The organism is Salipiger sp. ABF4_146, assembly GCF_056161345.1.
In genome coordinates this window covers 244,348-265,870 of record NZ_JBSWYX010000003.1, presented here as the reverse complement: position 1 = coordinate 265,870, position 21,523 = coordinate 244,348, and the positions used below count along the sequence as shown (strand labels likewise).

Genomic DNA, 21,523 nt, shown 5'->3' with positions numbered 1-21,523 from the left:
GCATGATCCTCGACCCGCTTTACGCCTTTGTCTTTTTCGGGCTGTTCTCGCCCGGGCCGAATGTCATCCTGCTCACCGCCTCGGGCGCGCGGTTCGGCGTGAAACGCACCTTGCCGCATCTCTTCGGCGTGGTTCTGGGCGTCGGCATCACCGCCGGGCTCACCGGGCTGGGCATCGCCGCGCTGCTGCAGCAAATGCCTAGGCTGGAGTTTGCCCTGCGCATCGCGGCGAGCGCATGGATGCTCTACATGGCGTGGGGCCTGTGGACCGCCGAACGCCGCAAGAAGGCCGAGGCGGCGCGTCCGATGACGCTGATCGAGGGCGCGCTGTTCCAATGGGTGAACCCCAAGGTCTGGGCGGTGGCACTCGCGGCGGCTTCGGCCTATCCCTCGGCACTGGGTCCATGGGGTGAGGCGCTGCGACTGGGCAGTGCGTTTTCCGGCCTGAACCTCTTTTGCTGCCTGTTCTGGACCTTTGCGGGCGCGCTGCTGACCTATCTGCTGGCCACCCCGGCGGCGTGGCGCTGGTTCACGCGGGGCATGGCGGTCGCACTGGCAAGTTTTTCCGTCATGGTGTTCCTGTAAGGCGTGACTTAGACCTAGCGTCACACAATCAGGACCAGAGCCATGTTTCGCCGTTTCGAGAACATGGTCGATCCCTATGTGGACCATCCGCAGACGGACCGGCCGCCGACCAAACTGCTGCCCTTCATGCTGGACTATGCGCGGCCATTCCGCCGTGTCTTTGTCTGGACGGCGCTGCTGTCGGTGGTGGTGGCAGCGGTCGAGATCGGGCTGATCTGGGCGATGGGCTGGGTCGTCGATATCCTTGGCGGAGAGCCTGATCAGGTCTGGGAGGCGCATGGCGGGCAATTGATCGCGCTGGCGCTGTTCATCCTGTTCCTGCGTCCGCTGGTTCAGGCGCTCGATGTGCTGCTTCTGAACAACGCGATCATGCCCAATTTCGGCACGCTGGTGCGCTGGCGTGCGCACAAGCAGGTGCTGCGCCAGTCGATCGGATGGTTCGAGAATGATTTCGCCGGGCGCATCGCCAACCGCATCATGCAGACCCCGCCCGCCGCCGGCGAGGCGGTGTTTCAGGTCTTCGATGCGATCACTTTTTCTGTGTCTTACGTCGTCGGGGCGGTGATCCTGCTGGGCGATGCCGACTGGCGGCTGGTGATCCCGATGCTGATCTGGCTGGGACTTTACGCGCTGCTGATGCGCTGGACGATCACCCGCGTCGGCCCCGCGTCGAAGGCGGCGTCGGACGCGCGCAGCTTCGTCACCGGGCGGGTGGTGGATGCCTATACCAACATCCACGCGGTGAAGATGTTCGCCCACGACCGGCAGGAACTGGACTACGCCAAAGAGGCGATCGAAGAGGCGCGGCAGACCTTCCAGACCGAAATGCGGCTCTATACCGTGATGGATCTGGGTCTGATGATCCTCAACGGGCTGCTGATCGTCGGCGTCGTCGGCTGGGCCGTGGCGCTGTGGATGCAGGGGCAGGCGAGTACCGGCGCGGTGGCCGCGGCAACGGCGCTGACGCTGCGGCTCAACGCGATGACCGGCTGGATCATGTGGGCCCTGACCACCTTCTTCCGCCAGCTTGGCGTGGTGGCAGAGGGCATGGAGACCATTGCCCAGCCCATCACGCTGGTCGATGATGCGGATGCCAAGCCGCTGGTGCTGGATCAAGGCGAGATCGCCGTGCGCGAACTGTCGCATCACTACGGCCGCGGGCAGGGCGGGCTCGACCGCATCAGCCTGACCATCCGCCCGGGCGAGAAAATCGGTCTGGTGGGGCGTTCGGGCACCGGCAAGTCGACGCTCGTGAAGCTGCTGCTGCGGTTCTACGACCCTGAATCGGGGAAAATCGAGATCGACGGGCAAAATGTTACACGTGTGACACAAGACAGCCTGCGGCGGCAGATCGGCATGGTGCAGCAGGACAGCGCGCTGATGCACCGTTCGGTGCGCGAGAATCTGCTCTATGGTCGCCCCGAGGCCAGCGAGGCCGAGATGATCGCCGCGGCGAAACAGGCGCAAGCGCATGAGTTCATCCTCGATCTGGAAGACGGACAGGGCCGGCGCGGCTATGACGCGCATGTGGGTGAGCGCGGCGTGAAACTTTCCGGTGGCCAGCGGCAGCGTATCGCGCTGGCGCGGGTGATCTTGAAGGACGCGCCGATCCTGATCCTCGACGAGGCGACCTCGGCGCTGGACTCAGAGGTCGAGGCGGCGATTCAGGATACGCTCTACGGCATGATGGAGGGCAAGACGGTGATCGCCATCGCGCACCGGCTGTCGACCATCGCCGCGATGGATCGCATTCTGGTGATGGACGGCGGGAAGATCGTCGAAGACGGTGCACATGACGCGCTTTTGGCCCAAGGTGGCCTATATGCAGGATTCTGGGCACGCCAATCCGGCGGATTTCTCGATCCCGACAAGCAAGGTGCCGCCTGATCCGTCCAAGACCGAAGCAAGCGAGAGGGCCCGCATGAGCCTTTCCGACATCATAGACCCGTTTTCCCGCGCCCATACGCCACCGCCGCAGACGCTGGGGCGCTTCGTTCTGTGGGCGCTGAGGGGCGCGTGGAAGGTGCTGATCCCGGCGGCGTTGCTGTCGGCGCTTGGCGGCGCCTTCGAGGTGATCACCGCCAAGCTTCTGGGCGACGTGATCGACCGCGCGCTTGCGGGCAGCGCAGAGACGGTGTTTGCCGAACACTGGCCGTTCCTGCTGTTCTGTGCGGTGTTCTTCATCGCGGTGCGGCCCGGCATCGCGGGGCTGTCGGCCTATGTGCAGTCGGTGCTGATGCAGCCCAATGTGTTCAACCTGATCCTCAGTCGCGTGCACCGCTACACGCTGGGCCATTCCGTTACCTTCTTCGATAATGATTTCGCCGGACGTATCTCGCAAAAAGAGATGCAGACCGCGCGGGCGCTGAACGACGTGATTTCCGAGGTGGTGCAGGCGGTGCTGTTTGCGCTGGCCTCGGTGGTCGGCTCGATCTGGCTGGTTGGGTCGATCGACTGGCGCATCGCCATCGGGCTGGTGGCCTGGGTGATCGCCTATGGTTTCCTGCTGCGCTTCTTCATGCCGCGCATCCGGGTGCGATCCAAGGCGCGGGCGGCGGCGCGGGCGATGGTCACCGGGCAGCTTGTCGATACGGTGACCAACATCAAGACGGTCAAACTCTTTGCCCATGATGATTTCGAGGATCAGGCGGCGCTTGATGCCATGTCGACCTATCGCGAGCGGTTCATCTCCTTCGGCACCGTCGCCTCGGCCTTTCGCTTCTGTCTGATGGCGCTGGCGGGCGTGCTGCCGGTGGTGCTGATCGGCGGCGCGCTGGTGTTCTGGTCTCGCGGGTTTGTCAGCGCGGGCGACATCGCGGCCACGGGCGCGGTGGCGATCCGGCTCAGCCAGATGACCGGTTGGGTCAGTTTCACGCTGATGGGCATCTACGCCAACATCGGCGAGATCGAGGACGGTATCCGCACCATCACCCCCGATCACACGCTGCTGGATGCGCCGGATGCGCAGCCGCTGGAGGTGCCGCAGGGGCGGATCGAATTCCGCGACGCGGGGTTTGCCTATGGCCGCGAGGAGGGCGGCGTTGAGCATATCGCGCTGAACATCGCGCCGGGCGAGAAGATCGGCATCGTCGGTGCCTCGGGGGCCGGGAAATCGACCCTCGTGGCGCTGCTTCTGCGGCTCTACGACACGGAAAAGGGCGGTATCTTCATCGACGGGCAGAACATCTCGCACGTCACGCAAGAGAGCCTGCGGCGGCAGATCGGCATGGTCACGCAGGAGACCGCCATGTTCAACCGCTCGGCGCTGGACAACATCCGCTATGGCCGGCCGGGTGCCACGATGGACGAGGTGATCGCCGCTGCCGAGAAGGCCGAGGCGCATGGCTTCATCCAGAACCTGCGAGATCACATGGGGCGCACCGGCTATGACGCGCATTTGGGTGAGCGCGGCGTGAAACTCTCGGGCGGGCAGCGGCAGCGCATCGCGCTGGCCCGCGCGATCCTCAAGGACGCGCCGATCCTGGTGATGGACGAGGCCACCTCGGCGCTCGACAGCGAGGTCGAAGCCTCGATCCAGCGCGCGCTGGAACGGGTGATGGAGGGCAAGACAGTGCTGGCCATTGCGCACCGCCTGTCGACCATCGCCAGCATGGACCGCATCGTGGTGCTGGACGAGGGCCGCATCGCCGAGCAGGGCACGCATGACGCGTTGTTGGCGATGGAGGGTCTCTATGCGCGCTATTGGAACCGCCAGAGCGGCGGGCTGATCGACCCGCAGGAGGCCGCCGAATAGCGTGCTTGCGCGGCGGGGCCGTTTGAGGGCATGACGCGCGGTATGGAACAGGTCACCATCGAACGGCTCGGGCATCAGGGGGACGGCATCGCGACCGGCCCCGTTTTCGTGCCCGGCACTCTGCCCGGCGAAACCGTCGAGGGCGAGATCACCGGCGGCGTCATGGACGCGCCGCGCATCGTCACGCCGTCGGAGATGCGGGTCAGCCCGCCGTGCCGCCACGCCAAAAGCTGTGGCGGTTGCCAGCTGCAGCACGCGCGGCCCGATTTCGTCGCCGAGTGGAAACAGGGCGTGGTGCGCCATGCGCTGGCGGCGCACGGCATCGAGACCGAGTTTCTGGAGATCGCCACCTCGCCCGAGGCGAGCCGCCGCCGCGCCGGGTTTTCGGCCCGCCGCACCAAGAAGGGCGCGCAGGTGGGCTTTCACCGCAAACGCTCGGATGTCATCGTCGAAGTGCCCGATTGCCGTGTAATAGACCCGAAATTGGCCAAGGCGCTGCCGATGGTCGAGGCGCTGGCGATCCTCGGCGCCAGTCGAAAGAGCGAGCTGAGCGTTCTGGTGACCCACAGCCTCGGCGGGCTCGACGTGGTGGTGAAGGGCGGCAAGGATGCCGACGCGCAGATGCAGCAGGCGCTCTCGGAGCTGGCCCGCGCCTATGATTGCGCGCGCATCGCGTGGGGCGAGGACGTGGTGCTGACCCGCCGTCCGCCAAACCAGAAGATGGGCCGGGCCGAGGTGGCGCCGCCGCCCGGGGCCTTTCTGCAGGCGACACCGCAGGGCGAGGCGGCGCTGCTGGACGATGTTCGGCACTATGTCGACGGGGCGAGCCACGTCGTCGATCTGTTTGCCGGGTGCGGCACCTTTGCGCTGCCGCTGGCCGAGGCTGCACGGGTGCATGCGGTGGAAGGTGACAAGGCGATGACCCAGTCGCTGGATCACGGCTGGCGCCATGCGCAGGGCCTGCGTCACGTGACCACCGAGGCGCGCGATCTTTTCCGCAATCCGCTGTTGCCGCAGGAACTGGCGCGATTCGACGCCGCCGTCATCGATCCGCCACGTGCCGGTGCCGAGGCGCAGGTGGCGCAGCTTTGCGAGGCGGCGATTCCGCGCATCGCCTTCGTCTCGTGCAATCCGGTGACCTTTGCCCGCGATGCCGCTGCGCTGTTGCGCGCGGGCTATACGCTGGATGGCTTGCGGGTGGTCGATCAGTTCCGCTGGTCGACCCATGTGGAACTCGTGGCCGGGTTCAGCCGGAGATAGGCATTTGGGCTATGCTGCCGAAAGCCCGATCAATTTTCGCTATCTCTCTCTATCGCGATGCCGCCGCGTGAGCTATAACTGTGGCATAAAAAGATTAAGCTGACAGGCAAAGCTGACTGGCGAAAGCTGAGAGGCAAAACGAGCGGACAGGCAAAATGGGTATTGGCAGGCACTTGATCGTGCTGGCGGCGGTGTTGCTGCTTGCTGCATGTGGCGGCGGGCAGCCGGAGTCCCGGTTCAAGACATACCGGGGCCCGGCAGTGACGCATGTGGTCGTGCACAAGAGCGCACGGAAGATGTATCTTCTGCACCACGATCAGATCATGAAGACGTATCGTATCGGCCTCGGATTCAATCCACTTGGCGACAAGAAGATCGAAGGCGACGGCAAGACGCCCGAAGGTCTCTACATGATCGACAGGCGGAACCCGAATTCACGTTTCCACCTCAGCCTCGGGATCGACTATCCCAATGCCGCAGACCGCGCCGAGGCGCGCTTCATGGGCAAAAGCCCGGGCGGGGACATCTTCATCCACGGCCGACCAAAACCTTACCAGAACGGTGTCTGGGACTGGACGTGGGGCTGCATCGCGGTGACCGACCGCGAAATGGAAGACATCTATGCGATGATCCGCACCGACAACCCTACACCGATCCTCATCATGCCCTGATCGGGGACACCCTGCAGAGAATCGCGAGAGCCGCCCAGTGGGGCGGCTTTTTTCATTGCCGGTTTGGTGTCGGGCCGCGGTTTGATGTCCGCGCATGAAAAAGGCCGCCCACCGGGCGGCCCGTCGTTGCATATCGTTCGGCCCAAAGGGACCTGTCGTCAGAGACCGGCGCTCATCGTGCCCGGCGTCGGCGACAGGTCGGGCGCGCCCATAACCATGGTCCACCAGATCTTGCCGCCCGGCTCTTGGAACCACGAAAACCCCATCTCGCGCGCGGCAGGGTCGAGGATCACGTCGCGTGTCGGAGCCTCTTCCATCCAGGCCGCAAGCGTCTCGAGCTCGGACTCGTAAGTCTCCGAGATGTTCTCGCCCAGCAGGCGCCCGGTGTAGCCGACGCGCTGCACCCGGTCGATCGGCGAGGAGCCGTCGGAGCCAAAGTGCCACGGACGGTTCTGCACCGACATATCGCGCGAATGGGTCGCGGCGGCGGCGTTCAGCTGCGCGTTCAGCTGCACCGCGGGCACGCCGCGGGCCTGCCGCAGGGCGTTGACCGAATCGAGCATGTTGTACTCGATCTTGCCGGCATCATTGTCCGAGATGCGGTAGACGCGCGGCAGCGGCTTGCCGTCCGGGCCAAGCTGCGGCGCGACCGCAGGCGCGCAGGCCGCCGCGAGGAGTCCGGAGGAAAGCAGTAGAAACGTGCGTCTGTTCATGATGGCTGGCCTTCGCGTCCCGCTTGTTTTGCTATTGCGTTCCTCACATAGCCCGGCGGCGGCACTGGATCAAACCCACATGCATGTGATTGCCCGTGCACACCGCCGTTTGATTTGCGACTGCGACCGTGCCGCCATATTATCGCGGAACCTGTACCGGCTTTCGCGCGTACGTTTGCGGGGCTGTAAAAGCACATTTCACATTCGTGGCTCGAGAGGACAATCACGCCATGGCAAAGAATCCATATTCGCGTCGCGCCTTCCTTGCGGGATCGGCCGCGCTCGCGGGGGCGGCGGCGAGCCCGGCCCTTGCGCAGAGCTACAACGGTGCCGGGACCGTCGAGATGGAAGGCGACATCTCGAAAATCATCCGGCACAACACCTCGAGCTTCCGCACGCTCGACTGGCAGCCTTACTTCAGCAACCTGAACAATGGCGCGATCCTCGTCGACATTTCGTCGCGGGCGCTGCACTTCTGGGAAGAGAACGGCACCTACCACCTGTATCCGTCCTCGGTGCCGCTGACCGACGACCTGACGCGCAAGGGCCGCACGCGGGTCACCCTGAAGGACCCCAGCCCCGACTGGCGCCCGACGCCGTCGATGAAAGAGCGCAACCCCGAGTGGCCGGACTACGTTCCGCCGGGGCCCGACAACCCCCTTGGCACCCGTGCGCTGCACCTGAGCTGGACCTACTACCGCATCCACGGCACGCATGACACGCGCAAGATCGGACGCCGCTCGTCGAACGGCTGCATCGGCCTTTACAACGAGCACATCGAGGCGCTTTACGGGATGGCCAAGGTCGGAACGCAAGTGTTGCTGATTTGACCACAGGTAAAGAAGCCCAAAAAATCGATCATTAACTTGGGTTTGCAATATCAGCGGATAACTGCTTAGACATTAGGCACGAGGTAAGTCTTGGAGCTTGCCGTGGACAATTTTCAGACGGCCGCGGCAGGCGTTTATCTGGAGGATAATATGAAAAAACTCGCACTCGCCGCCGCGCTCGCAGCTTCCGCAACTTCGGCAATGGCCGGGTCCTACGCCGAGGACGACGTGGTCATGGAACCCGTCGTCGTGGTTGAAGAAACCCAGGCATCGTCCTCGTCGGCTGGCATCGTGATCCCGCTGATCCTGATCGCCGTCGTGGCCGCCGCCGCGTCGACCGACTGATCCTAAGTCTCGGCACTTAATGGAAAAGGCGGCGCATCTGCGCCGCCTTTTTCTTTGTCCGGCTGCCGGTGTGGCCGTGCGGCTGGCAGTGCTTTCGTCCGGCGCCTTCGTCCAGCCGCGCCGACCGCCTTACTTCAGCCAGCCCTGCAGGTTTTCGTCGATCACCGCGCTCAGCGCCTCGATATGCGCCGGGTCATCGTTCAGGCAGGGAATATAGGTGAACTCTTCGCCGCCCGCGTGCTCGAAGCTTTCGCGAATCTCTTCGTTGATCTCTTCGAGCGTTTCGATGCAATCGGCGGAGAATGCCGGGGCGATCACCGCGATCCGCTTCTTGCCCTCGTCCTTGGCGATGCGTGCAACCTCTTCCACGGTGTAGGGTTTGAGCCATTCCTCTGGGCCGAACACCGACTGGAAGGTGGTGCGGATCTCGGTCTTGTCCCAGCCAAGACGCTCGCGCAGCAGCCGCGTCGATTTCTGGCACTGGCAGTGGTACGGATCGCCATGCATCAGATAGCGCTTCGGCATGCCGTGGTAGGACACCACCAGCATTTCGGGCTTTTCGGCCTTCTCGGCGTAGGCTTTCTCGACCGATTGCGCCAGCGCCTCGATGTAGAGCGGGTGCTCGAAGTAGGGATCGACAACGCGGGCGGTGGGCTGCCACGGCTCGTCCATCAATGCCTTGAAGAAGGCGTCGTTGGCGGTGGCCGAGGTTGCGCCGGCGTATTGCGGGTAGAGTGGGAAGAACAGGATCTTGCGGCAGCCCGCTTCGGTCATCGCCTTGACCTTGGATTTGGTCGAGGGGTTGCCGTAGCGCATGCAGAAATCGACCATGACCTGATCGCCATAGCGCGCCTTCATCTCATCGGCGATGGCGGCGGTCTGCGCCTTGGTGATGGTCATCAGGGGGCTCTCGTTGAGCTCTTCGTTCCAGATCGACTTGTAGTTTGCGCCCGACGAGAAGGGCCGCTTGCTGAGGATGATCAGCTGCAGCAGCGGCTGCCATTTCCATTTCGGGTAGTCGATGACGCGCTGGTCCGAGAGAAATTCGGAGAGATAGCGGCGCATCGGCCAATAGCTGTAGTGATCGGGCGTGCCGAGATTGGCGAGCAGGATTCCGACTTTTTCGCGTGGGAGCGCCGGGTGATCGGCGGGGGCCTGGGCGGGACGGATCGGGCCTGGGGTCATGTCGTTCATGCGTTCTGTTCCCTCAAAGTCACGCGCTAGGTAACGCGAATTTAGAATGATTCAATCCTTAAGCGGGGTTTCCCGCGCGCCGAGCGCGTCGGCGAGACGATGCGCCGCACTTCCCGGTCTCAGCGGCTTTTGCTGGCTCTCGTCCGGGGCCCAGCCGGTCAGCGTGACCAACTCGAAGGTGGCACGCAGGCGGCCGTCTTCGCGGGCATAGCTTTGGGCGTAGATCTCGGCGGCGCGCAGCAGAACGGCGCGGCGGGTCGGATGACGCAGGCGCGCGCCAAGCGCATTGGCTTCGCCCATCGCCCGCAGGTCGCGCATCAGGTGCAGGGCGGACTCATAGCTGACATCCAGTGGCAGCGAGTCGGCCACAGGCAGCGCCAGTCCCGCACGCTGCAGCAGCGCGCCCAGATCGCGGATCTCGCCCATCGGCAGGATGCGCGGCGACAGCCCGCCGCTGACCTCGATCTCGGCCTGCCCGAGCGCCGCCCGAAGCTCGCTCAGCGTCTCGCCGCCAAAGGCGATGGTGATGGCCAGACCGTCGGCTTTCAGCGCGCGGCGGCATTGGATCAATTGCCCCACCGGGTCATTGGCCCAGTGCAGCGCCAGCGCGTGGATGACCAGATCATGCGCACCGACCTCAAGGTCGAGCACCTCGTCGTCGGGGATGATCTTGGCACCGGGCAGCAGCCCTTCCCAGACCTCGGGGTAGGGGGTGACGATGGCCGGGGTCTTGAACTCTCTATTAACCATCATGAGCCGATCCTGCGCCTCGTCGCGCGCGGCATCATGCAGGAACAGGGCCTTGGTCAGATCGTCGGCCCGGCGCGCGCGCGCGCGGTGCTGCGCAAGGGCGGCACGGTCAATCAGTTGCGGCGGCTGGCTGTCGGTCGGGCGAGCGGTCTGGCTGGACATGGAAGGTTGATAGGATGCGGCGCGAGCACTTGCAAACCTTGATGCGTGGGGCGCTGCGGCTGATCTACCCGCCGCGCTGCCTGCTCTGCGGCGGACTGGTCGAAAGCGATCACGGCCTGTGCGGTTCCTGCTGGCGCGACACGCCTTTTCTCGGCGGGCTGTGCTGCGACCTTTGCGCCGCGCCGCTGCCGGGCGAGTCGGCACAGGCGGAACTGTGCGACACGTGCCGAGGGCAGGGCCGCCCTTGGGCCCACGGCACGGCGGCGCTGCTGTATCGCGACAATGGGCGCAAGCTGGTGCTGATGCTGAAGCATGGCGATCGCTACGATATCGCGCGCCCGGCGGCGGGCTGGATGGCGCAGCGCCTCCGTGATCGGCTGCCCTCCGATGCGCTGGTGGTGCCAGTGCCGTTGCATCTGCGCCGCCATCTGCACCGGCGCTACAATCAGTCGGCGCTGCTTGGTGCCGCGCTCTCGGCGGTGCTGGGTCTGGAGCATTGCCCGGACGCGCTGCGCCGGCGCCGCGCCACGCCCTCGCTTGATGGCAAGGGGCGCGATGAACGCTTTGCCGCGCTGAAGGGGGCGATCTCGGTCAACCCCCGGCGCCGGTCCGCCCTGTCCGGTCGCAGCGTGCTTCTGGTCGATGATGTGATGACATCCGGAGCGACGCTTTCCGCAGCGTCATCGGCCTGCAAAGAGGCAGGCGCGGCACAGGTCGTGGTCTCGGTACTGGCGCGCGTTGCAAAGGATACCTAAATCCCTGAAAGATGGGCTGCCAGTCAGCCGGAAAGGGAAACGCGTATGAAACCGATCGAGATCTACACCACCCCGACCTGCGGCTTTTGCGTCGCGGCGAAGCGGCTGCTGAACCAGAAAGGGGCGGAGTTCACCGAGATCAACGTGGCCGCCGAACCCGAGCGCCGTGCCGAGATGACCCAGCGGGCCAACGGTGGCCGCACGGTGCCGCAAATCTTCGTTGGTGAGACGCATGTGGGCGGCTGCGACGAACTTTATGCCATGGAACGCGCGGGCAAGCTCGATCCGCTGCTGGCCGGCTGATAGAGACACGGCATGACGCACGCTCTGTTGCAGATCAGACGGCCGGCTGCGCCGGCGCGGCGCCTCCTCGGAGGGCGTGCTTTGCCGTGGTCCTTTGATGCGGAGCGGGCGGTATGAACTCGCCCGCGGATGCCCTCGCGATCTCGCTGTTCAGCGAACTCTTGACCGCCGACCAGTTACTGCGCAACCGGCTGACCCGCGTGTTGCCGGACCGCATGGAGATCTCGCATTTCTCGGTGCTCAACCACCTTGCACGGGTGCAGGGCGAGCGGAGCCCGGCGCAGCTGGCGCGCAGCTTCCACGTCACCCGCGGCGCGATGACCAACACGCTGACCAAGCTCGAGATCGCCGGTTACGTGCACATCCGCCCCGATTGGGACGACGCGCGGCGCAAGATGGTTTCGATCAGCCCCGCCGGTAACCGCGCCCGCGAGGCGGCGCTGGCGGCGATGGCGCCGGTGATCTCGGACATGGTGCGCGATCTGGGGGCCGACAAAGTGCGCGCCGCGCTGCCCGTTCTGCGCGAGTTGCGCCTGAAGCTGGAAGCCGACTGACATCTATTGATGTCGTTACGTCAGGGTTTCAGTGGAAATTCGCCGAAAATATATGCAATCTGAGGGTGACCCGGCTGTGCCAGTTCGCCTTTTCTTAACCTAGCGTCAGATTTTTCGCCTCCGGGTCTGCCTATCCGAAAGAATAGGTCAGCGACATATGGAGGGCGGAATGAGCACTGCCAGCAAGAAACTCTCTTTGACGACCAAGGTGATGATCGGCATGGGTGCCGGCTTTGCGCTTGGCGTGATCCTCAATCTTCTGCAAATCGGCTGGATCAACGAGCACGTTGTGGGCGGCTTCTTCGGCATGGTGGGGCGGATGTTCGTCAACGCCCTGCAAATGCTGGTGGTTCCGCTGGTGTTCTTTTCGCTGATTTGCGGCGTCGCCGGGATAGGCGACATACGCATTCTCGGGCGCGTCGGCGGAAAGTCCTTCGGGCTTTACCTGCTGACCACCGCCACCGCCATCGTGCTGGCGATCATCATCGCGCTGCTGGTGGCCCCGGGCAGCGGGTTCATCATCGAGGGTGTCGACACCTCGGGCGTGGAGGGGCGCGAAGCACCAACAGTCTGGGAGACCTTCGCCGCCATCGTGCCGCGCAACCCGGTCGCCGCCTTCGCCGGGGGCGAGATGCTGCAGATCATCTTCTACACCATCGTGCTGGGCATGGCGGCGCTGATGCTGGGCGAGCGCTCCACCACCTTCGTCGACGCTTGCGAGTACATGAACGAGCTGATGATGAAGGTCGTCGAGATCGTCATGGCCTTTGCGCCTTACGGTGTGTTCTGCCTGATCGCCAAGACCTTCACCGAACAGGGCATCGGACTCTTCGTCCCGGTCATCACCTATGTGCTGGTGCTGGTCGGCGCGTTGCTGCTGCACCTGCTGGTGACGCTGATGCTGTACCTGAAGCTCTTTTCCGGTCTCGATCCCATCATGTTCATGAAGAAGATCCGCCCGGCGCAGATCTTCGCCTTCTCCACCGCCTCGTCCAACGCCACCATACCGGTCACCCTGCGCGCCGTGACCGAGCGCATGGGGGTGAACAACTCGGTCGCTTCTTTCACCGTGCCCTTCGGCGCGACGATCAACATGGACGGCACGGCGATCATGCAGGGCGTGGCGACGGTGTTTCTTGCCAATGTCTATGGCATCGATCTGGGCGTCGGCGGCTATTTAACGGTGATCGGCATGGCGGTGCTGGCCTCCATCGGCACCGCGGGTGTGCCCGGCGTGGGCATGGTGATGCTGACCATGGTGCTGGGGCAGGTCGGTCTGCCGATCGAAGGGATCGCGCTGATCCTTGGCGTCGACCGGCTGATGGACATGATCCGCACCGCGGTGAACATCACCGGCGACGCGGTGGTCACCGCCATCGTTGCCAAGACCGAGGGGCAGGTGGATATGGATGTCTATCGCGATCCGATGGCGGGCGTGATCGTCGACGATCTGCACATCGATCCCGAGGCCGAGGCCGAGCTTGCGGCCCACGCAAGGCGCCCGGCGGAATAAGGAAGCGTACAACACGAGCCGTGCAGCGCCTGCCCGCGGGGAGGCGCTGCGCGGCGGCTTCGCCTTGATTCCGCGCCGGGCTTTGCCTTAGCTCTCGGGCTTCAGCGCCGCCGTGACGTAGTTCACCGACAGATCCCGGTCAGAGATCGACCAGCGCCAGCTCACCGGGTTGAACACATAGCCCTTGCGGTCCACCGGGGTCATCCCGGCCTTGCGCATGAACTCGTAAAGCTCGTCGGGGGTGATGAACTTGTTCCACTCGTGCGTGCCCTTGGGCAGCCAGCGCATCACCCATTCGGCGCCGACGATGGCCATGGCAAAGCTCTTGGCATTGCGGTTGATCGTCGAGCACAGGTGCAGCCCTCCGGGCTTTAGCAGCGCGCAGCAGGCATCGAGATAGGCCTGCGGGTCGGCGACGTGCTCGACCACCTCCATGTTCAGCACCACATCGAACTGCTCGCCCGCTTCGGCCAGCGCCTCGGCGGTGGAGAAACGGTAGTCGATCTCCAGCCCCGACTGCTCGGCATGGGTCTGCGCCACGGGAATGTTGCGCTCGGCGGCGTCCACGCCAACCACCTCGGCACCAAGCCGGGCCATCGGCTCGCACAGCAGACCGCCGCCGCAGCCGATGTCGAGGATGCGCAGTCCCTCAAGCGGGCGGGGTGCGGAAAGGTCGCGATCGAACTCGCCGGCGATCTGCGTCGTGATATAATCGAGACGCACCGGGTTCATCATGTGCAACGGCTTGAACTTTCCGTTCGGGTCCCACCATTCTGCCGCCATGGCTTCGAACTTGGCGACTTCGGACGGATCGACGGTCAGGGTCATATTTTCGGTATCCCGTTTCCTTTTGGGCTCAACAGCCAATATAGAGGTTCTATGGACAAATACCCGGGCCAAAAGAGCGCAGTGCAACATCTCTATCCCGCGATCGACCCGTTCGACCAGCGCATGCTCGACGTGGGCGACGGGCACAAGCTCTATGTAGAGCAATGCGGAAATCCGTCAGGCATTCCGGTGATCGTGCTGCATGGCGGCCCCGGCGGCGGCTGCAGCCCCGCCATGCGCCGCTATTTCGATCCTGATGTCTACCGCGTGGTGCTTTTCGATCAGCGCGGCTGCGGTCGCTCCACGCCGCATGCCAGCGTCGAGAACAACACCACATGGCATCTTGTGGCGGATATCGAACGCATCCGGCAGCTACTGGAGATCGACAAATTCATCGTCTTCGGCGGCAGCTGGGGCGCGACGCTGTCGCTGGTCTACGCCATCAGCCACCCCGATCGGGTGCGCAACCTCGTGCTGCGCGGCGTCTTCATGATGACCCAGTCCGAGCTCGACTGGTTCTACGGCGGCGGCGCCGGGCATTTCTGGCCCGAGACATGGGCGCGCTTCGAGGGGCTGATCCCCGAAGAGGAACGCGGCGATCTGATCGGCGCCTACCACCGGCGTCTCTTCTCGGGCAACCTGCGCGACGAAGTGCGTTTTGCCCGTGCTTGGTCGAGCTGGGAGAACGCGCTGGCCTCGGTGTACTCCAACGGCCATGGCGGCGAGGCTCCGGCAGAATACGCCCGTGCCTTCGCGCGGCTGGAGAACCATTATTTCGTCAACGCGGGCTTCCTCGAAGAAGACGGCTGGATCCTCAACAACGCCGAGCGCCTGCGCGGCATTCCCGGTGTCATCGTGCAGGGCCGCTACGACATGATCTGCCCGCCGCGCCGCGCGTGGGAACTGTCGCAGGCTTGGGCGGGCGGTGAACTGCGGATGATCCGCAACGCCGGCCACGCGCTCTCCGAGCCCGGCATCAGCGCCGAACTGGTGCGGGTGATGGACCAGATCGCTTCGCTCGACAGTCTCGCAAACGGCTTCGACGCCTGAACCGGCCTGCCTGAAAACCGCGCGCCGCGCTTGCCGCTGTCGCAGGTTTGACCGCGCCGCTGTTGCACCGCGCCGGGCAGAGGTGCAGAGTGTTGGGCGCAAGTTTTGCCCGCCTCAGGAGCGCCAAGGACATGACCGCCATCCGCCGCCGCCGCGTGCTGCAATCGGCTCTCGCCGCCGCCGTTCTTGGTGCGTCGGGTCTGGCCGGGGGTGGCGCCGTGGCGGGCGCCACGCGCGGCGGCTATTTCCGCGCGGCACTGGGCGGGGCGCGCGGGACCGACAGCTGGGATGCCCGCACCCACGCCGGCAGCTTCATGAGCGCCGCCGCGCAGGGCGCGGTGTTCGACACGCTCACCGAGGTCGGCGCCGATGGCGCGCTGCGCGGCGAACTGGCCACCGCTTGGCGCGCCTCCTCCGACGCACGGGTCTGGACCTTTGATCTGCGCCCCGGCGTGCGGTTTCACAACGGCAAGGCGTTTGATGCCGAGGATGTGCTGGCCTCGCTGGCGCTGCATCGCGATACCGCCTCTCCGGCCCGGCCTATCGTCTCCGAGATCGAAGAGATGCGCGCCACGGCGCCGCATCAGGTCGAGTTCACCCTCGCCACTGGGAACGCCGATTTCCCCTATCTGCTGGCGGATTATCACCTGCTGATCTACCCCGCCGGGCAGATCGAGGAAGCTATGGCGCGCGGCATCGGCACCGGCCTCTACCGGGTCGAGCGTTTCGAGCCGGGCCGCCGCTTCATCGGCCGACGCGTCGCCGAGCACTACAAGGACGGGCGCGCGGGCTGGTTCGACGGTGTGGACTTCCTCGCGCTGAACGATCCGCAGGAACGTCTGGACGCTCTGCGCGCCGGCCGGGTCGATGCCATCGACCGCCTTCCCGCCGCCGAGGCTGGCGCGCTGCAGGCCGAGACGCGCTTCACCGTGCAGAGCCTCGCGGGCAACCAGCACTACGGCTTTGCTTTGCGCACCGATCTGGCGCCTTTCGCCGAGCCGCACCTGCGGCAGGCGCTGAAGGCCGCGGTCGACCGCGAGGCGATGGTGGCGCAGATCCTGCACGGCCATGGCAGCATCGGGCAAGACAGCCCGATCGGCCCCGCCAACCCCTATTTCGCCGCGCTTGAGCCGCAGGCGTTCGACCCTGACCGTGCCCGCTGGCACCTCGCGCAAGCGGGGCACGACGGGATCGCCTTGCCGATGCTGGTTTCCGAAGCGGCCTTTGACGGCGCAGGCCACGCCGCCGCGCTTTATCGCGAGAGCGCCGCGCAGGCGGGCATCACGCTGGACCTGCGCACGCTCCCGGCCGAGACGACCTGGCCACGCGACACCGCGGGCTTCCGTGCCGGCGGCTGGTCCGGCCGCGCCACCGAGGATTGGGCGTTTTCAACCGTGCTTACCGAAGCCGCCCCTTGGAACGCCACCCGTGGCGGCACCGGTCGCTTCGGCCAGCTGCTGCGCGAGGCGCGGGCCGAATTCGACAGCGCCCGCCGCGCCGAGCTTTATGCCGAGATGCAGCGGATCAGCCGCGATGAAGGCGGGCTGATCCTGCCGATGTACGCCAACCATCTACAGGCGCATTCGCAGCGCATCGCGACGCCCGCGCGGGTCGGCGCCATGCGCGCGATGGACGATTCGCGCATGGCAGAGCGGTGGTGGATGGCCTGACCACAGGCCCGCGCCGCGAGATCAGAGCTTGTCGTCGTAATCCGACACCAGCAGGTGCAGCGGCGCCTCATCTTCCTCGATCTGCGAAAAGCGGCCCAGCGGTTCGGCAAAGATATTGTCGGTCAGATCGTCATTCACCGTCGAGACCTCACCGATCAGCACGTCGCTGCCCTCGCCCCAGAACGCATGCCAGGTGGTCGGAAAGAGCGTCACCGACTCGCCCGGCGCCAGCTTCAGGTGCCCGCCCGCGGGCAGTGTTCGCTCCATGCCGTCACACAGCACGGTGACCTGCGCGTCGCGGTCGATCTCGCCGGTCGGCGTTGCGCTGAAGAGCTCCAGCACCAGCGTACCGCCGCCGCGGTTGATGATGTCTTCGACCTTGAGATCGTGGCGGTGCATCGGGCTCAGCTGGTTTTTCCGCGAGATCATGATCTTTTCGGCGTAGAGCATGGCGCTGCGCTTGCCGAGATCGCCGCTCAGACCATTGCGTGTGGTGAAGAGAAACAGACCAAGCTCGTCGAACTTGCCGCCGCCGTAGTCGGTCACGTCCCAGCCCATGCGGCGGCGCTTGATCTCGCCGTGCTCGGCCTTCTTCAGCCCTTCGGGCGTCAGATAGGCAAAGGGCGGCAGGCTGTAGCCGTGGCTGCGGATGAACGCCTCGCTGGCGCGCAGGATCTCGTTGGCATGGGAGCGTTTCATCTCGGGTCTCCTCCGTGGGGTGTTGGCGCGAACATACCCGGCGGCGGAGCAATGCGGTAGAGGCGGGACGCCTCCGGCGGGCGTATTTGAAAAAGAGAAGAAGACCGGCTGTCCCGGATCTTCTTCTCTTTGGAAATACGCAGGGGGGGGTGTGGGGGGCTGGCCCTCCACTGGAAAGCGCGGCGGGAAAGGCCCCCGCCGCACTTCGCGTTTTTACAGCACGTAGCGGCTGAGGTCGGTCGAGCGGGTCAGCTCGCCGAGATATTGCTCGACGAAGTTTTCGTCGACGGTGATCTCGGTGCCCGCCTGATCGGGCGCGGTGAAGCTCAGTTCTTCGAACACCCGCTCCATCACGGTGTAGAGACGCCGCGCGCCGATGTTCTCGACGCTCTCGTTGACCTCTGCGGCGATCTTCGCCAATGCGCTGATGCCGCCTTCGGTGAAGGTGACGGTGACCTCTTCTGTGGCCATCAGGGCGGTGTACTGGCGCGTCAGCGCGTTGTCGGTCTCGGTGAGGATGCGCACGAAGTCTTCCTCGGTCAGCGCCCGCAGGTTCACCCGGATCGGCAGGCGGCCCTGCAGTTCGGGCAGCAGGTCAGACGGCTTGGCGATGTGAAAGGCGCCCGAGGCGATGAAGAGAATGTGGTCGGTCTTCACCGGGCCGTGCTTGGTGCTGACGGTGGTCCCTTCGATCAGCGGCAGCAGGTCGCGCTGCACGCCCTCGCGGCTGACGTCGCCGCCGCGGGCTTCCTGCCGCGCGGTGACCTTGTCGATCTCGTCGAGAAACACGATGCCGTTTTGCTCCACCGCTTCCAGCGCGGCGAGCTTCACTTGCTCGTCGTCGAGCAGCTTGTCGGCCTCTTCGCCGAGAAGCACCTCGTAGCTTTCGGCCACGGTCATCTTCTTGCGCGTGGTGCGCCCGCCGAAGGCTTTGCCGAAGATATCGCCGAGGTTCATCATCCCCATGTTCTGGCCCGGCTGGCCGGGGATCTCCATCTGCGGGAAGGGCGACGCGGTCTCGGCCACGTCGAGTTCGATTTCTGTGTCGTCGAGCTCGCCGTTCTTCAGCTTCTTGCGGAACATCTCGCGGGTGCCTTCGCGAGCGTCCTCGCCGGCGATGGCGGAAAGCACGCGCTCTTCGGCGTTCTTATGCGCCGTGGCCTTGACGTCTTCGCGCATCCATTCGCGGGTCTGGGCGATCGAGGCGTCCATCAGATCGCGGATGATCTGTTCGACGTCGCGGCCGACGTAGCCCACTTCGGTGAACTTGGTGGCTTCGACCTTGATGAAGGGCGCGCGCGCCAGCTTGGCGAGACGGCGCGAGATCTCGGTCTTGCCGACGCCGGTCGGGCCGATCATCAGGATGTTCTTGGGATACACCTCGTCGCGCAGGTCGGCGCTCAGCTGCTTGCGGCGCCAGCGGTTGCGCAGCGCCACGGCGACGGCGCGCTTGGCGTCCTTCTGGCCGATGATGAAGCGGTCGAGTTCCGAGACGATCTCGCGGGGGGTCAGGTCTGTCATGGTCGTCCTTTCAGGCTCTGTATCAGGCCGAAATGCTCTCAACGGTCAGCTTGCCGTTGGTGTAGACGCAGATGTCGGAGGCGATGGCCATGGCCGTGCGGGCGATTTTCTCGGCATCTTCTTCGTAGTCGTAGAGACCGCGCGCGGCGGCGAGGGCGAAGTTGCCGCCCGAGCCGATGGCGGCGATGTCATGCTCGGGTTCGAGCACGTCGCCGGCGCCGGTGATGACGTAGAGATCCTTGCCGTCGGTGACGATCAGCATCGCTTCGAGCTTTTGCAGGTATTTGTCGGTGCGCCAGTCCTTGGCGAGATCGACGCAGGCGCGCTGCAACTGGCCCGGGGATTTCTCGAGCTTGCCTTCCAGCCGCTCGAGCAGGGTGAAGGCGTCGGCGGTGGAGCCTGCAAAACCGCAAACCACGTCATGGCCGCCGGGCGAGAGCCGGCGCACCTTGCGCGCGGTGCCCTTGATGACGGTCTGGCCGAGGCTCACCTGCCCGTCACCCGCAACGACCACCTTGCCGCCCTTGCGGACGCCGATGATCGTGGTGCCGTGCCAGCCCGGAAATTCCTGATCGGACATTGTCTTTCCTTTCATGCTGGGCGCCATATGGGGGTTGGGAATGCCCCCCGCAAGGCGCTGCCGTTGCGGGGGCAGATAGCGCAGGGGACGCGGAATGGGAATGATCGCGGAGGATTTGGCGCGCGCCGCGCTGGCGCATTGGCCGTCTCTCGCCGAGCAGGCCGGGGTTTCCCCGGATGGCTGGCGCGCGGCCCCGCTGGCCCGGCGCGAGGATGCGCGCGTCGCGCGGGTGCTGCTGCGGATGGACGGGCCGGGCGGGCGGCGGCTGGTGCTGAAGCATCAGGCGCGTCCGGTCGATGTGGCGAAGTTCGAGAGGCAGATCGCCGCGCATCTGGCAGCGCAGGACGCTCTGCCAGAGGGGGTGCCGACGCTTCTGGCCGCCGATCTGGAGGCGCAGGCCTGCGTGATGCAGCATGTCGCGGCGCGGCCTCTGTCGGTGCTGTTGGAGGGCGCGCCGCTCGCCGCGCAGGCGGCGGTGCTGCGCCGGGCCGGGGCGTGGTTGGGGGCCTATCACCGGGCGCTGCCGGGGGAGCCGCGCGTGTTTCAGCCCAAGCATACGATCGGGTTTCTGCGCTCGGTGATGGAGGAAGTGGCGGCCGGCGCGCGCGCGGTGGCTGAGAGCACTCATTTCCTTGCCTGCGCCGAGGCGCTTTGCGCGCAACAGCCGCGGTTCGAGGGGCAACAGACGCGTGCCGCGCAGACCCATGGCGATCTGCACATGCGCAACCTGGTGCTGGACGAGACGCGCTGCTGGGGGATCGATTTCGCCGGGGGGCGCGTTGTGCCTGTGGGCCACGACATCGCCCGGCTGCTGGTCGATTACGCCATTCTGCATGCGCCGAAAGAGGCCATTGAAAAGGGGAACGTGCTGCCCGACGCGGCTCTGGCAGCGTTCTTCGACGGGTATGGGCTGGTCCCGCCCGATGATCCGTCGGTCGGCTTGCTGCTGCGCAACCGGGTGCTGGCGGAATGGTGGGGGCTGCCAGCGCGGGCCGAGGATCGCGGGCTGGCGCAGGCCCGGCGATGGGCCGGGGTCGTGGCGTTGGCGGAGCGGGTGTTTGCCGACTGACTAGAATGGAGAGCGAGATGGATGACGCACTGCTCACCCGATTGCGCCGTGATGCGCGCGGCTTGCCGCAGGGAGAGTTCCACTTTCCGGATCTCTACGGCGCAGGTTGGACCCGGCTTTGGATCGGGGACAAGGTGAAGATCGGGCGCGCGTTCCTGAAGGCAGTGCGGGCCGGTGAGATTCCCGAGGTCGAGGATAGCGGCCGCAAGGAGAGCGGCGGCCGCGTCTACCGAAAGCTCTGAGCAGGCCCTTTGCAAAAAGAAGGCGATGCCAAAAGAAAATGCGCCCCCGCTTGGGAGGCGCATTCGAAATCTCTCGTTGCCGCCGGGCTTAGATCGACTCGTTGATCCAGCTCTGCAGCGAAGCCTTGGGGGCCGCGCCGGCGCGGTTCGAAATCACCTGACCGTCTTTGAAGATGAACAGCGCGGGGATGCCGCGCACGCCCATGGCAGCGGCGGTGTTGGGGTTCTGGTCGACGTCGACCTTGGCAACCTTGATCTTGCCTTCATACTCGGCGGCCAGCTCTTCGAGCGCCGGGCCGATCTGCTTGCAGGGGCCGCACCACTCGGCCCAGAAATCCACCACAACGGGGATGTCGGAGTTCTTCACTTCTTCGTCGAAGGTCGCGTCGGTGACGGGGACGGTGGCCATTGGGGTCTCCTTGCGGGTTTGGCAGCTGTGTCGCTCGGAGCGCGAAGGTAGGCACGCCCCGGGCAAT

At 65.3% G+C, this 21,523-nt stretch carries 23 protein-coding genes; 15 read left to right on the top strand and 8 right to left on the bottom strand.

The features are described 5' to 3' along the window. The first annotated feature begins 2 nt into the window (after nt 1-2). The 5 genes from ACXAJT_RS06575 (at nt 3) to ACXAJT_RS06555 (ending at nt 6,269) form a co-directional block, all read left to right on the top strand. Nucleotides 3-584, top strand: a complete 582-nt coding sequence (locus ACXAJT_RS06575; protein WP_475234002.1) for a LysE family translocator — start codon at nt 3-5, stop codon at nt 582-584. Nucleotides 585-626: 42 nt separating this feature from the next. After that, the gene (locus tag ACXAJT_RS06570) at nt 627-2,471 is read left to right on the top strand and encodes an ABC transporter ATP-binding protein (protein ID WP_475234000.1); all 1,845 of its coding nucleotides are present in this window, start codon (nt 627-629) and stop codon (nt 2,469-2,471) included. A gap of 34 nt (nt 2,472-2,505) precedes the next feature. After that, on the top strand, nt 2,506-4,338 hold the full coding sequence (locus ACXAJT_RS06565; protein ID WP_475233998.1) for an ABC transporter ATP-binding protein: 1,833 nt from the start codon (nt 2,506-2,508) through the stop codon (nt 4,336-4,338). 42 nt (nt 4,339-4,380) lie between these two features. Next, a complete protein-coding gene (locus ACXAJT_RS06560) occupies nt 4,381-5,598 on the top strand; it encodes a class I SAM-dependent RNA methyltransferase (protein ID WP_475233996.1) in 1,218 nt (405 codons plus the stop codon). Nucleotides 5,599-5,753: 155 nt separating this feature from the next. Then, nucleotides 5,754-6,269, top strand: coding sequence for a L,D-transpeptidase family protein (locus tag ACXAJT_RS06555; RefSeq protein WP_475233994.1), 516 nt, complete (start codon nt 5,754-5,756; stop codon nt 6,267-6,269). A 158-nt stretch (nt 6,270-6,427) separates the two neighbouring features. Here ACXAJT_RS06555 and dalA read toward each other — a convergent pair whose 3' ends face one another. Continuing rightward, a complete protein-coding gene (gene dalA / locus ACXAJT_RS06550) occupies nt 6,428-6,982 on the bottom strand; it encodes a divisome-associated lipoprotein DalA (RefSeq protein ID WP_475233992.1) in 555 nt (184 codons plus the stop codon). A gap of 230 nt (nt 6,983-7,212) precedes the next feature. Here dalA and ACXAJT_RS06545 point away from each other — a divergent pair, with 230 nt between their 5' ends. Then, entirely contained in the window at nt 7,213-7,812 is a 600-nt protein-coding gene (locus ACXAJT_RS06545; RefSeq protein ID WP_475233990.1) for a L,D-transpeptidase, read from the top strand. Between the two features lie 150 nt (nt 7,813-7,962). Continuing rightward, nucleotides 7,963-8,157, top strand: a complete 195-nt coding sequence (locus tag ACXAJT_RS06540) for a ferrochelatase (protein WP_475234177.1) — start codon at nt 7,963-7,965, stop codon at nt 8,155-8,157. A gap of 129 nt (nt 8,158-8,286) precedes the next feature. Here ACXAJT_RS06540 and hemH read toward each other — a convergent pair whose 3' ends face one another. Both hemH and ACXAJT_RS06530 read right to left on the bottom strand, forming a co-directional pair. Next, nucleotides 8,287-9,351: a ferrochelatase gene (gene hemH / locus ACXAJT_RS06535; RefSeq protein WP_475233988.1), complete on the bottom strand. Its 1,065-nt coding sequence runs from the start codon at nt 9,349-9,351 to the stop codon at nt 8,287-8,289. A gap of 51 nt (nt 9,352-9,402) precedes the next feature. Then, nucleotides 9,403-10,263, bottom strand: coding sequence for a methyltransferase domain-containing protein (locus tag ACXAJT_RS06530; protein ID WP_475233986.1), 861 nt, complete (start codon nt 10,261-10,263; stop codon nt 9,403-9,405). A gap of 41 nt (nt 10,264-10,304) precedes the next feature. Between ACXAJT_RS06530 and ACXAJT_RS06525 the strand changes: the two genes are divergently transcribed. From ACXAJT_RS06525 to ACXAJT_RS06510, 4 genes are all read left to right on the top strand, one after another. After that, nucleotides 10,305-11,018 (top strand): ComF family protein, encoded by a 714-nt coding sequence (locus ACXAJT_RS06525; RefSeq protein ID WP_475233984.1) that lies wholly within the window; start codon nt 10,305-10,307, stop codon nt 11,016-11,018. A 45-nt stretch (nt 11,019-11,063) separates the two neighbouring features. After that, the gene (grxC, locus tag ACXAJT_RS06520) at nt 11,064-11,321 is read left to right on the top strand and encodes a glutaredoxin 3 (RefSeq protein WP_164178510.1); all 258 of its coding nucleotides are present in this window, start codon (nt 11,064-11,066) and stop codon (nt 11,319-11,321) included. A 113-nt stretch (nt 11,322-11,434) separates the two neighbouring features. Continuing rightward, on the top strand, nt 11,435-11,875 hold the full coding sequence (locus ACXAJT_RS06515) for a MarR family winged helix-turn-helix transcriptional regulator (RefSeq protein ID WP_475233981.1): 441 nt from the start codon (nt 11,435-11,437) through the stop codon (nt 11,873-11,875). A 169-nt stretch (nt 11,876-12,044) separates the two neighbouring features. Next, nucleotides 12,045-13,388 (top strand): dicarboxylate/amino acid:cation symporter, encoded by a 1,344-nt coding sequence (locus tag ACXAJT_RS06510; RefSeq protein ID WP_475233979.1) that lies wholly within the window; start codon nt 12,045-12,047, stop codon nt 13,386-13,388. Between the two features lie 87 nt (nt 13,389-13,475). On the opposite strand, the gene ubiG is transcribed toward ACXAJT_RS06510, so the two are convergent. Beyond that, a complete protein-coding gene (gene ubiG / locus ACXAJT_RS06505) occupies nt 13,476-14,216 on the bottom strand; it encodes a bifunctional 2-polyprenyl-6-hydroxyphenol methylase/3-demethylubiquinol 3-O-methyltransferase UbiG (RefSeq protein WP_475233977.1) in 741 nt (246 codons plus the stop codon). Between the two features lie 51 nt (nt 14,217-14,267). On the opposite strand from ubiG, the gene pip reads away from it, so the two are divergent. Both pip and ACXAJT_RS06495 read left to right on the top strand, forming a co-directional pair. Continuing rightward, on the top strand, nt 14,268-15,266 hold the full coding sequence (gene pip / locus ACXAJT_RS06500) for a prolyl aminopeptidase (protein ID WP_475233975.1): 999 nt from the start codon (nt 14,268-14,270) through the stop codon (nt 15,264-15,266). A 131-nt stretch (nt 15,267-15,397) separates the two neighbouring features. Further along, nucleotides 15,398-16,936, top strand: coding sequence for an ABC transporter substrate-binding protein (locus ACXAJT_RS06495; RefSeq protein ID WP_475233973.1), 1,539 nt, complete (start codon nt 15,398-15,400; stop codon nt 16,934-16,936). Nucleotides 16,937-16,957: 21 nt separating this feature from the next. Here ACXAJT_RS06495 and ACXAJT_RS06490 read toward each other — a convergent pair whose 3' ends face one another. The 3 genes from ACXAJT_RS06490 to hslV all read right to left on the bottom strand — a co-directional run bounded on the left by ACXAJT_RS06490 (nt 16,958) and on the right by hslV (nt 19,736). Next, nucleotides 16,958-17,635 (bottom strand): D-lyxose/D-mannose family sugar isomerase, encoded by a 678-nt coding sequence (locus ACXAJT_RS06490; protein WP_475233971.1) that lies wholly within the window; start codon nt 17,633-17,635, stop codon nt 16,958-16,960. A gap of 213 nt (nt 17,636-17,848) precedes the next feature. Next, entirely contained in the window at nt 17,849-19,156 is a 1,308-nt protein-coding gene (gene hslU, locus ACXAJT_RS06485) for an ATP-dependent protease ATPase subunit HslU (RefSeq protein WP_475233969.1), read from the bottom strand. Nucleotides 19,157-19,178: 22 nt separating this feature from the next. Continuing rightward, nucleotides 19,179-19,736, bottom strand: coding sequence for an ATP-dependent protease subunit HslV (gene hslV / locus ACXAJT_RS06480; RefSeq protein WP_475233967.1), 558 nt, complete (start codon nt 19,734-19,736; stop codon nt 19,179-19,181). Between the two features lie 94 nt (nt 19,737-19,830). On the opposite strand from hslV, the gene ACXAJT_RS06475 reads away from it, so the two are divergent. Both ACXAJT_RS06475 and ACXAJT_RS06470 read left to right on the top strand, forming a co-directional pair. Next, the gene (locus tag ACXAJT_RS06475) at nt 19,831-20,805 is read left to right on the top strand and encodes a phosphotransferase (RefSeq protein WP_475233965.1); all 975 of its coding nucleotides are present in this window, start codon (nt 19,831-19,833) and stop codon (nt 20,803-20,805) included. 17 nt (nt 20,806-20,822) lie between these two features. Beyond that, complete coding sequence (locus ACXAJT_RS06470) at nt 20,823-21,047, top strand: DUF1413 domain-containing protein (RefSeq protein WP_475233964.1); 225 nt, start codon at nt 20,823-20,825, stop codon at nt 21,045-21,047. An 88-nt stretch (nt 21,048-21,135) separates the two neighbouring features. On the opposite strand, the gene trxA is transcribed toward ACXAJT_RS06470, so the two are convergent. Then, a complete protein-coding gene (trxA, locus tag ACXAJT_RS06465; RefSeq protein WP_226623942.1) occupies nt 21,136-21,456 on the bottom strand; it encodes a thioredoxin in 321 nt (106 codons plus the stop codon). Nucleotides 21,457-21,523: the final 67 nt, after the last annotated feature.

Excerpts from the sequence above, each read along its gene's own strand:
- ACXAJT_RS06570 (WP_475234000.1), top strand. The coding sequence starts at position 627 with ATGTTTCGCCGTTTCGAGAACATGGTCGATCCCTATGTGGACCATCCG.
- hemH (WP_475233988.1), bottom strand. The coding sequence starts at position 9,351 with ATGAACGACATGACCCCAGGCCCGATCCGTCCCGCCCAGGCCCCCGCC.
- ACXAJT_RS06565 (WP_475233998.1), top strand. The coding sequence starts at position 2,506 with ATGAGCCTTTCCGACATCATAGACCCGTTTTCCCGCGCCCATACGCCA.
- ACXAJT_RS06555 (WP_475233994.1), top strand. The coding sequence starts at position 5,754 with ATGGGTATTGGCAGGCACTTGATCGTGCTGGCGGCGGTGTTGCTGCTT.
- ACXAJT_RS06475 (WP_475233965.1), top strand. The coding sequence starts at position 19,831 with ATGGGAATGATCGCGGAGGATTTGGCGCGCGCCGCGCTGGCGCATTGG.
- hslV (WP_475233967.1), bottom strand. The coding sequence starts at position 19,736 with ATGTCCGATCAGGAATTTCCGGGCTGGCACGGCACCACGATCATCGGC.
- ACXAJT_RS06540 (WP_475234177.1), top strand. The coding sequence starts at position 7,963 with ATGAAAAAACTCGCACTCGCCGCCGCGCTCGCAGCTTCCGCAACTTCG.
- ACXAJT_RS06470 (WP_475233964.1), top strand. The coding sequence starts at position 20,823 with ATGGATGACGCACTGCTCACCCGATTGCGCCGTGATGCGCGCGGCTTG.
- ACXAJT_RS06530 (WP_475233986.1), bottom strand. The coding sequence starts at position 10,263 with ATGTCCAGCCAGACCGCTCGCCCGACCGACAGCCAGCCGCCGCAACTG.
- trxA (WP_226623942.1), bottom strand. The coding sequence starts at position 21,456 with ATGGCCACCGTCCCCGTCACCGACGCGACCTTCGACGAAGAAGTGAAG.
- dalA (WP_475233992.1), bottom strand. The coding sequence starts at position 6,982 with ATGAACAGACGCACGTTTCTACTGCTTTCCTCCGGACTCCTCGCGGCG.
- ACXAJT_RS06525 (WP_475233984.1), top strand. The coding sequence starts at position 10,305 with ATGCGTGGGGCGCTGCGGCTGATCTACCCGCCGCGCTGCCTGCTCTGC.
- ubiG (WP_475233977.1), bottom strand. The coding sequence starts at position 14,216 with ATGACCCTGACCGTCGATCCGTCCGAAGTCGCCAAGTTCGAAGCCATG.
- ACXAJT_RS06560 (WP_475233996.1), top strand. The coding sequence starts at position 4,381 with ATGGAACAGGTCACCATCGAACGGCTCGGGCATCAGGGGGACGGCATC.
- grxC (WP_164178510.1), top strand. The coding sequence starts at position 11,064 with ATGAAACCGATCGAGATCTACACCACCCCGACCTGCGGCTTTTGCGTC.
- pip (WP_475233975.1), top strand. The coding sequence starts at position 14,268 with ATGGACAAATACCCGGGCCAAAAGAGCGCAGTGCAACATCTCTATCCC.
- ACXAJT_RS06495 (WP_475233973.1), top strand. The coding sequence starts at position 15,398 with ATGACCGCCATCCGCCGCCGCCGCGTGCTGCAATCGGCTCTCGCCGCC.
- ACXAJT_RS06545 (WP_475233990.1), top strand. The coding sequence starts at position 7,213 with ATGGCAAAGAATCCATATTCGCGTCGCGCCTTCCTTGCGGGATCGGCC.
- ACXAJT_RS06515 (WP_475233981.1), top strand. The coding sequence starts at position 11,435 with ATGAACTCGCCCGCGGATGCCCTCGCGATCTCGCTGTTCAGCGAACTC.
- ACXAJT_RS06490 (WP_475233971.1), bottom strand. The coding sequence starts at position 17,635 with ATGAAACGCTCCCATGCCAACGAGATCCTGCGCGCCAGCGAGGCGTTC.
- hslU (WP_475233969.1), bottom strand. The coding sequence starts at position 19,156 with ATGACAGACCTGACCCCCCGCGAGATCGTCTCGGAACTCGACCGCTTC.
- ACXAJT_RS06575 (WP_475234002.1), top strand. The coding sequence starts at position 3 with ATGATCCTCGACCCGCTTTACGCCTTTGTCTTTTTCGGGCTGTTCTCG.
- ACXAJT_RS06510 (WP_475233979.1), top strand. The coding sequence starts at position 12,045 with ATGAGCACTGCCAGCAAGAAACTCTCTTTGACGACCAAGGTGATGATC.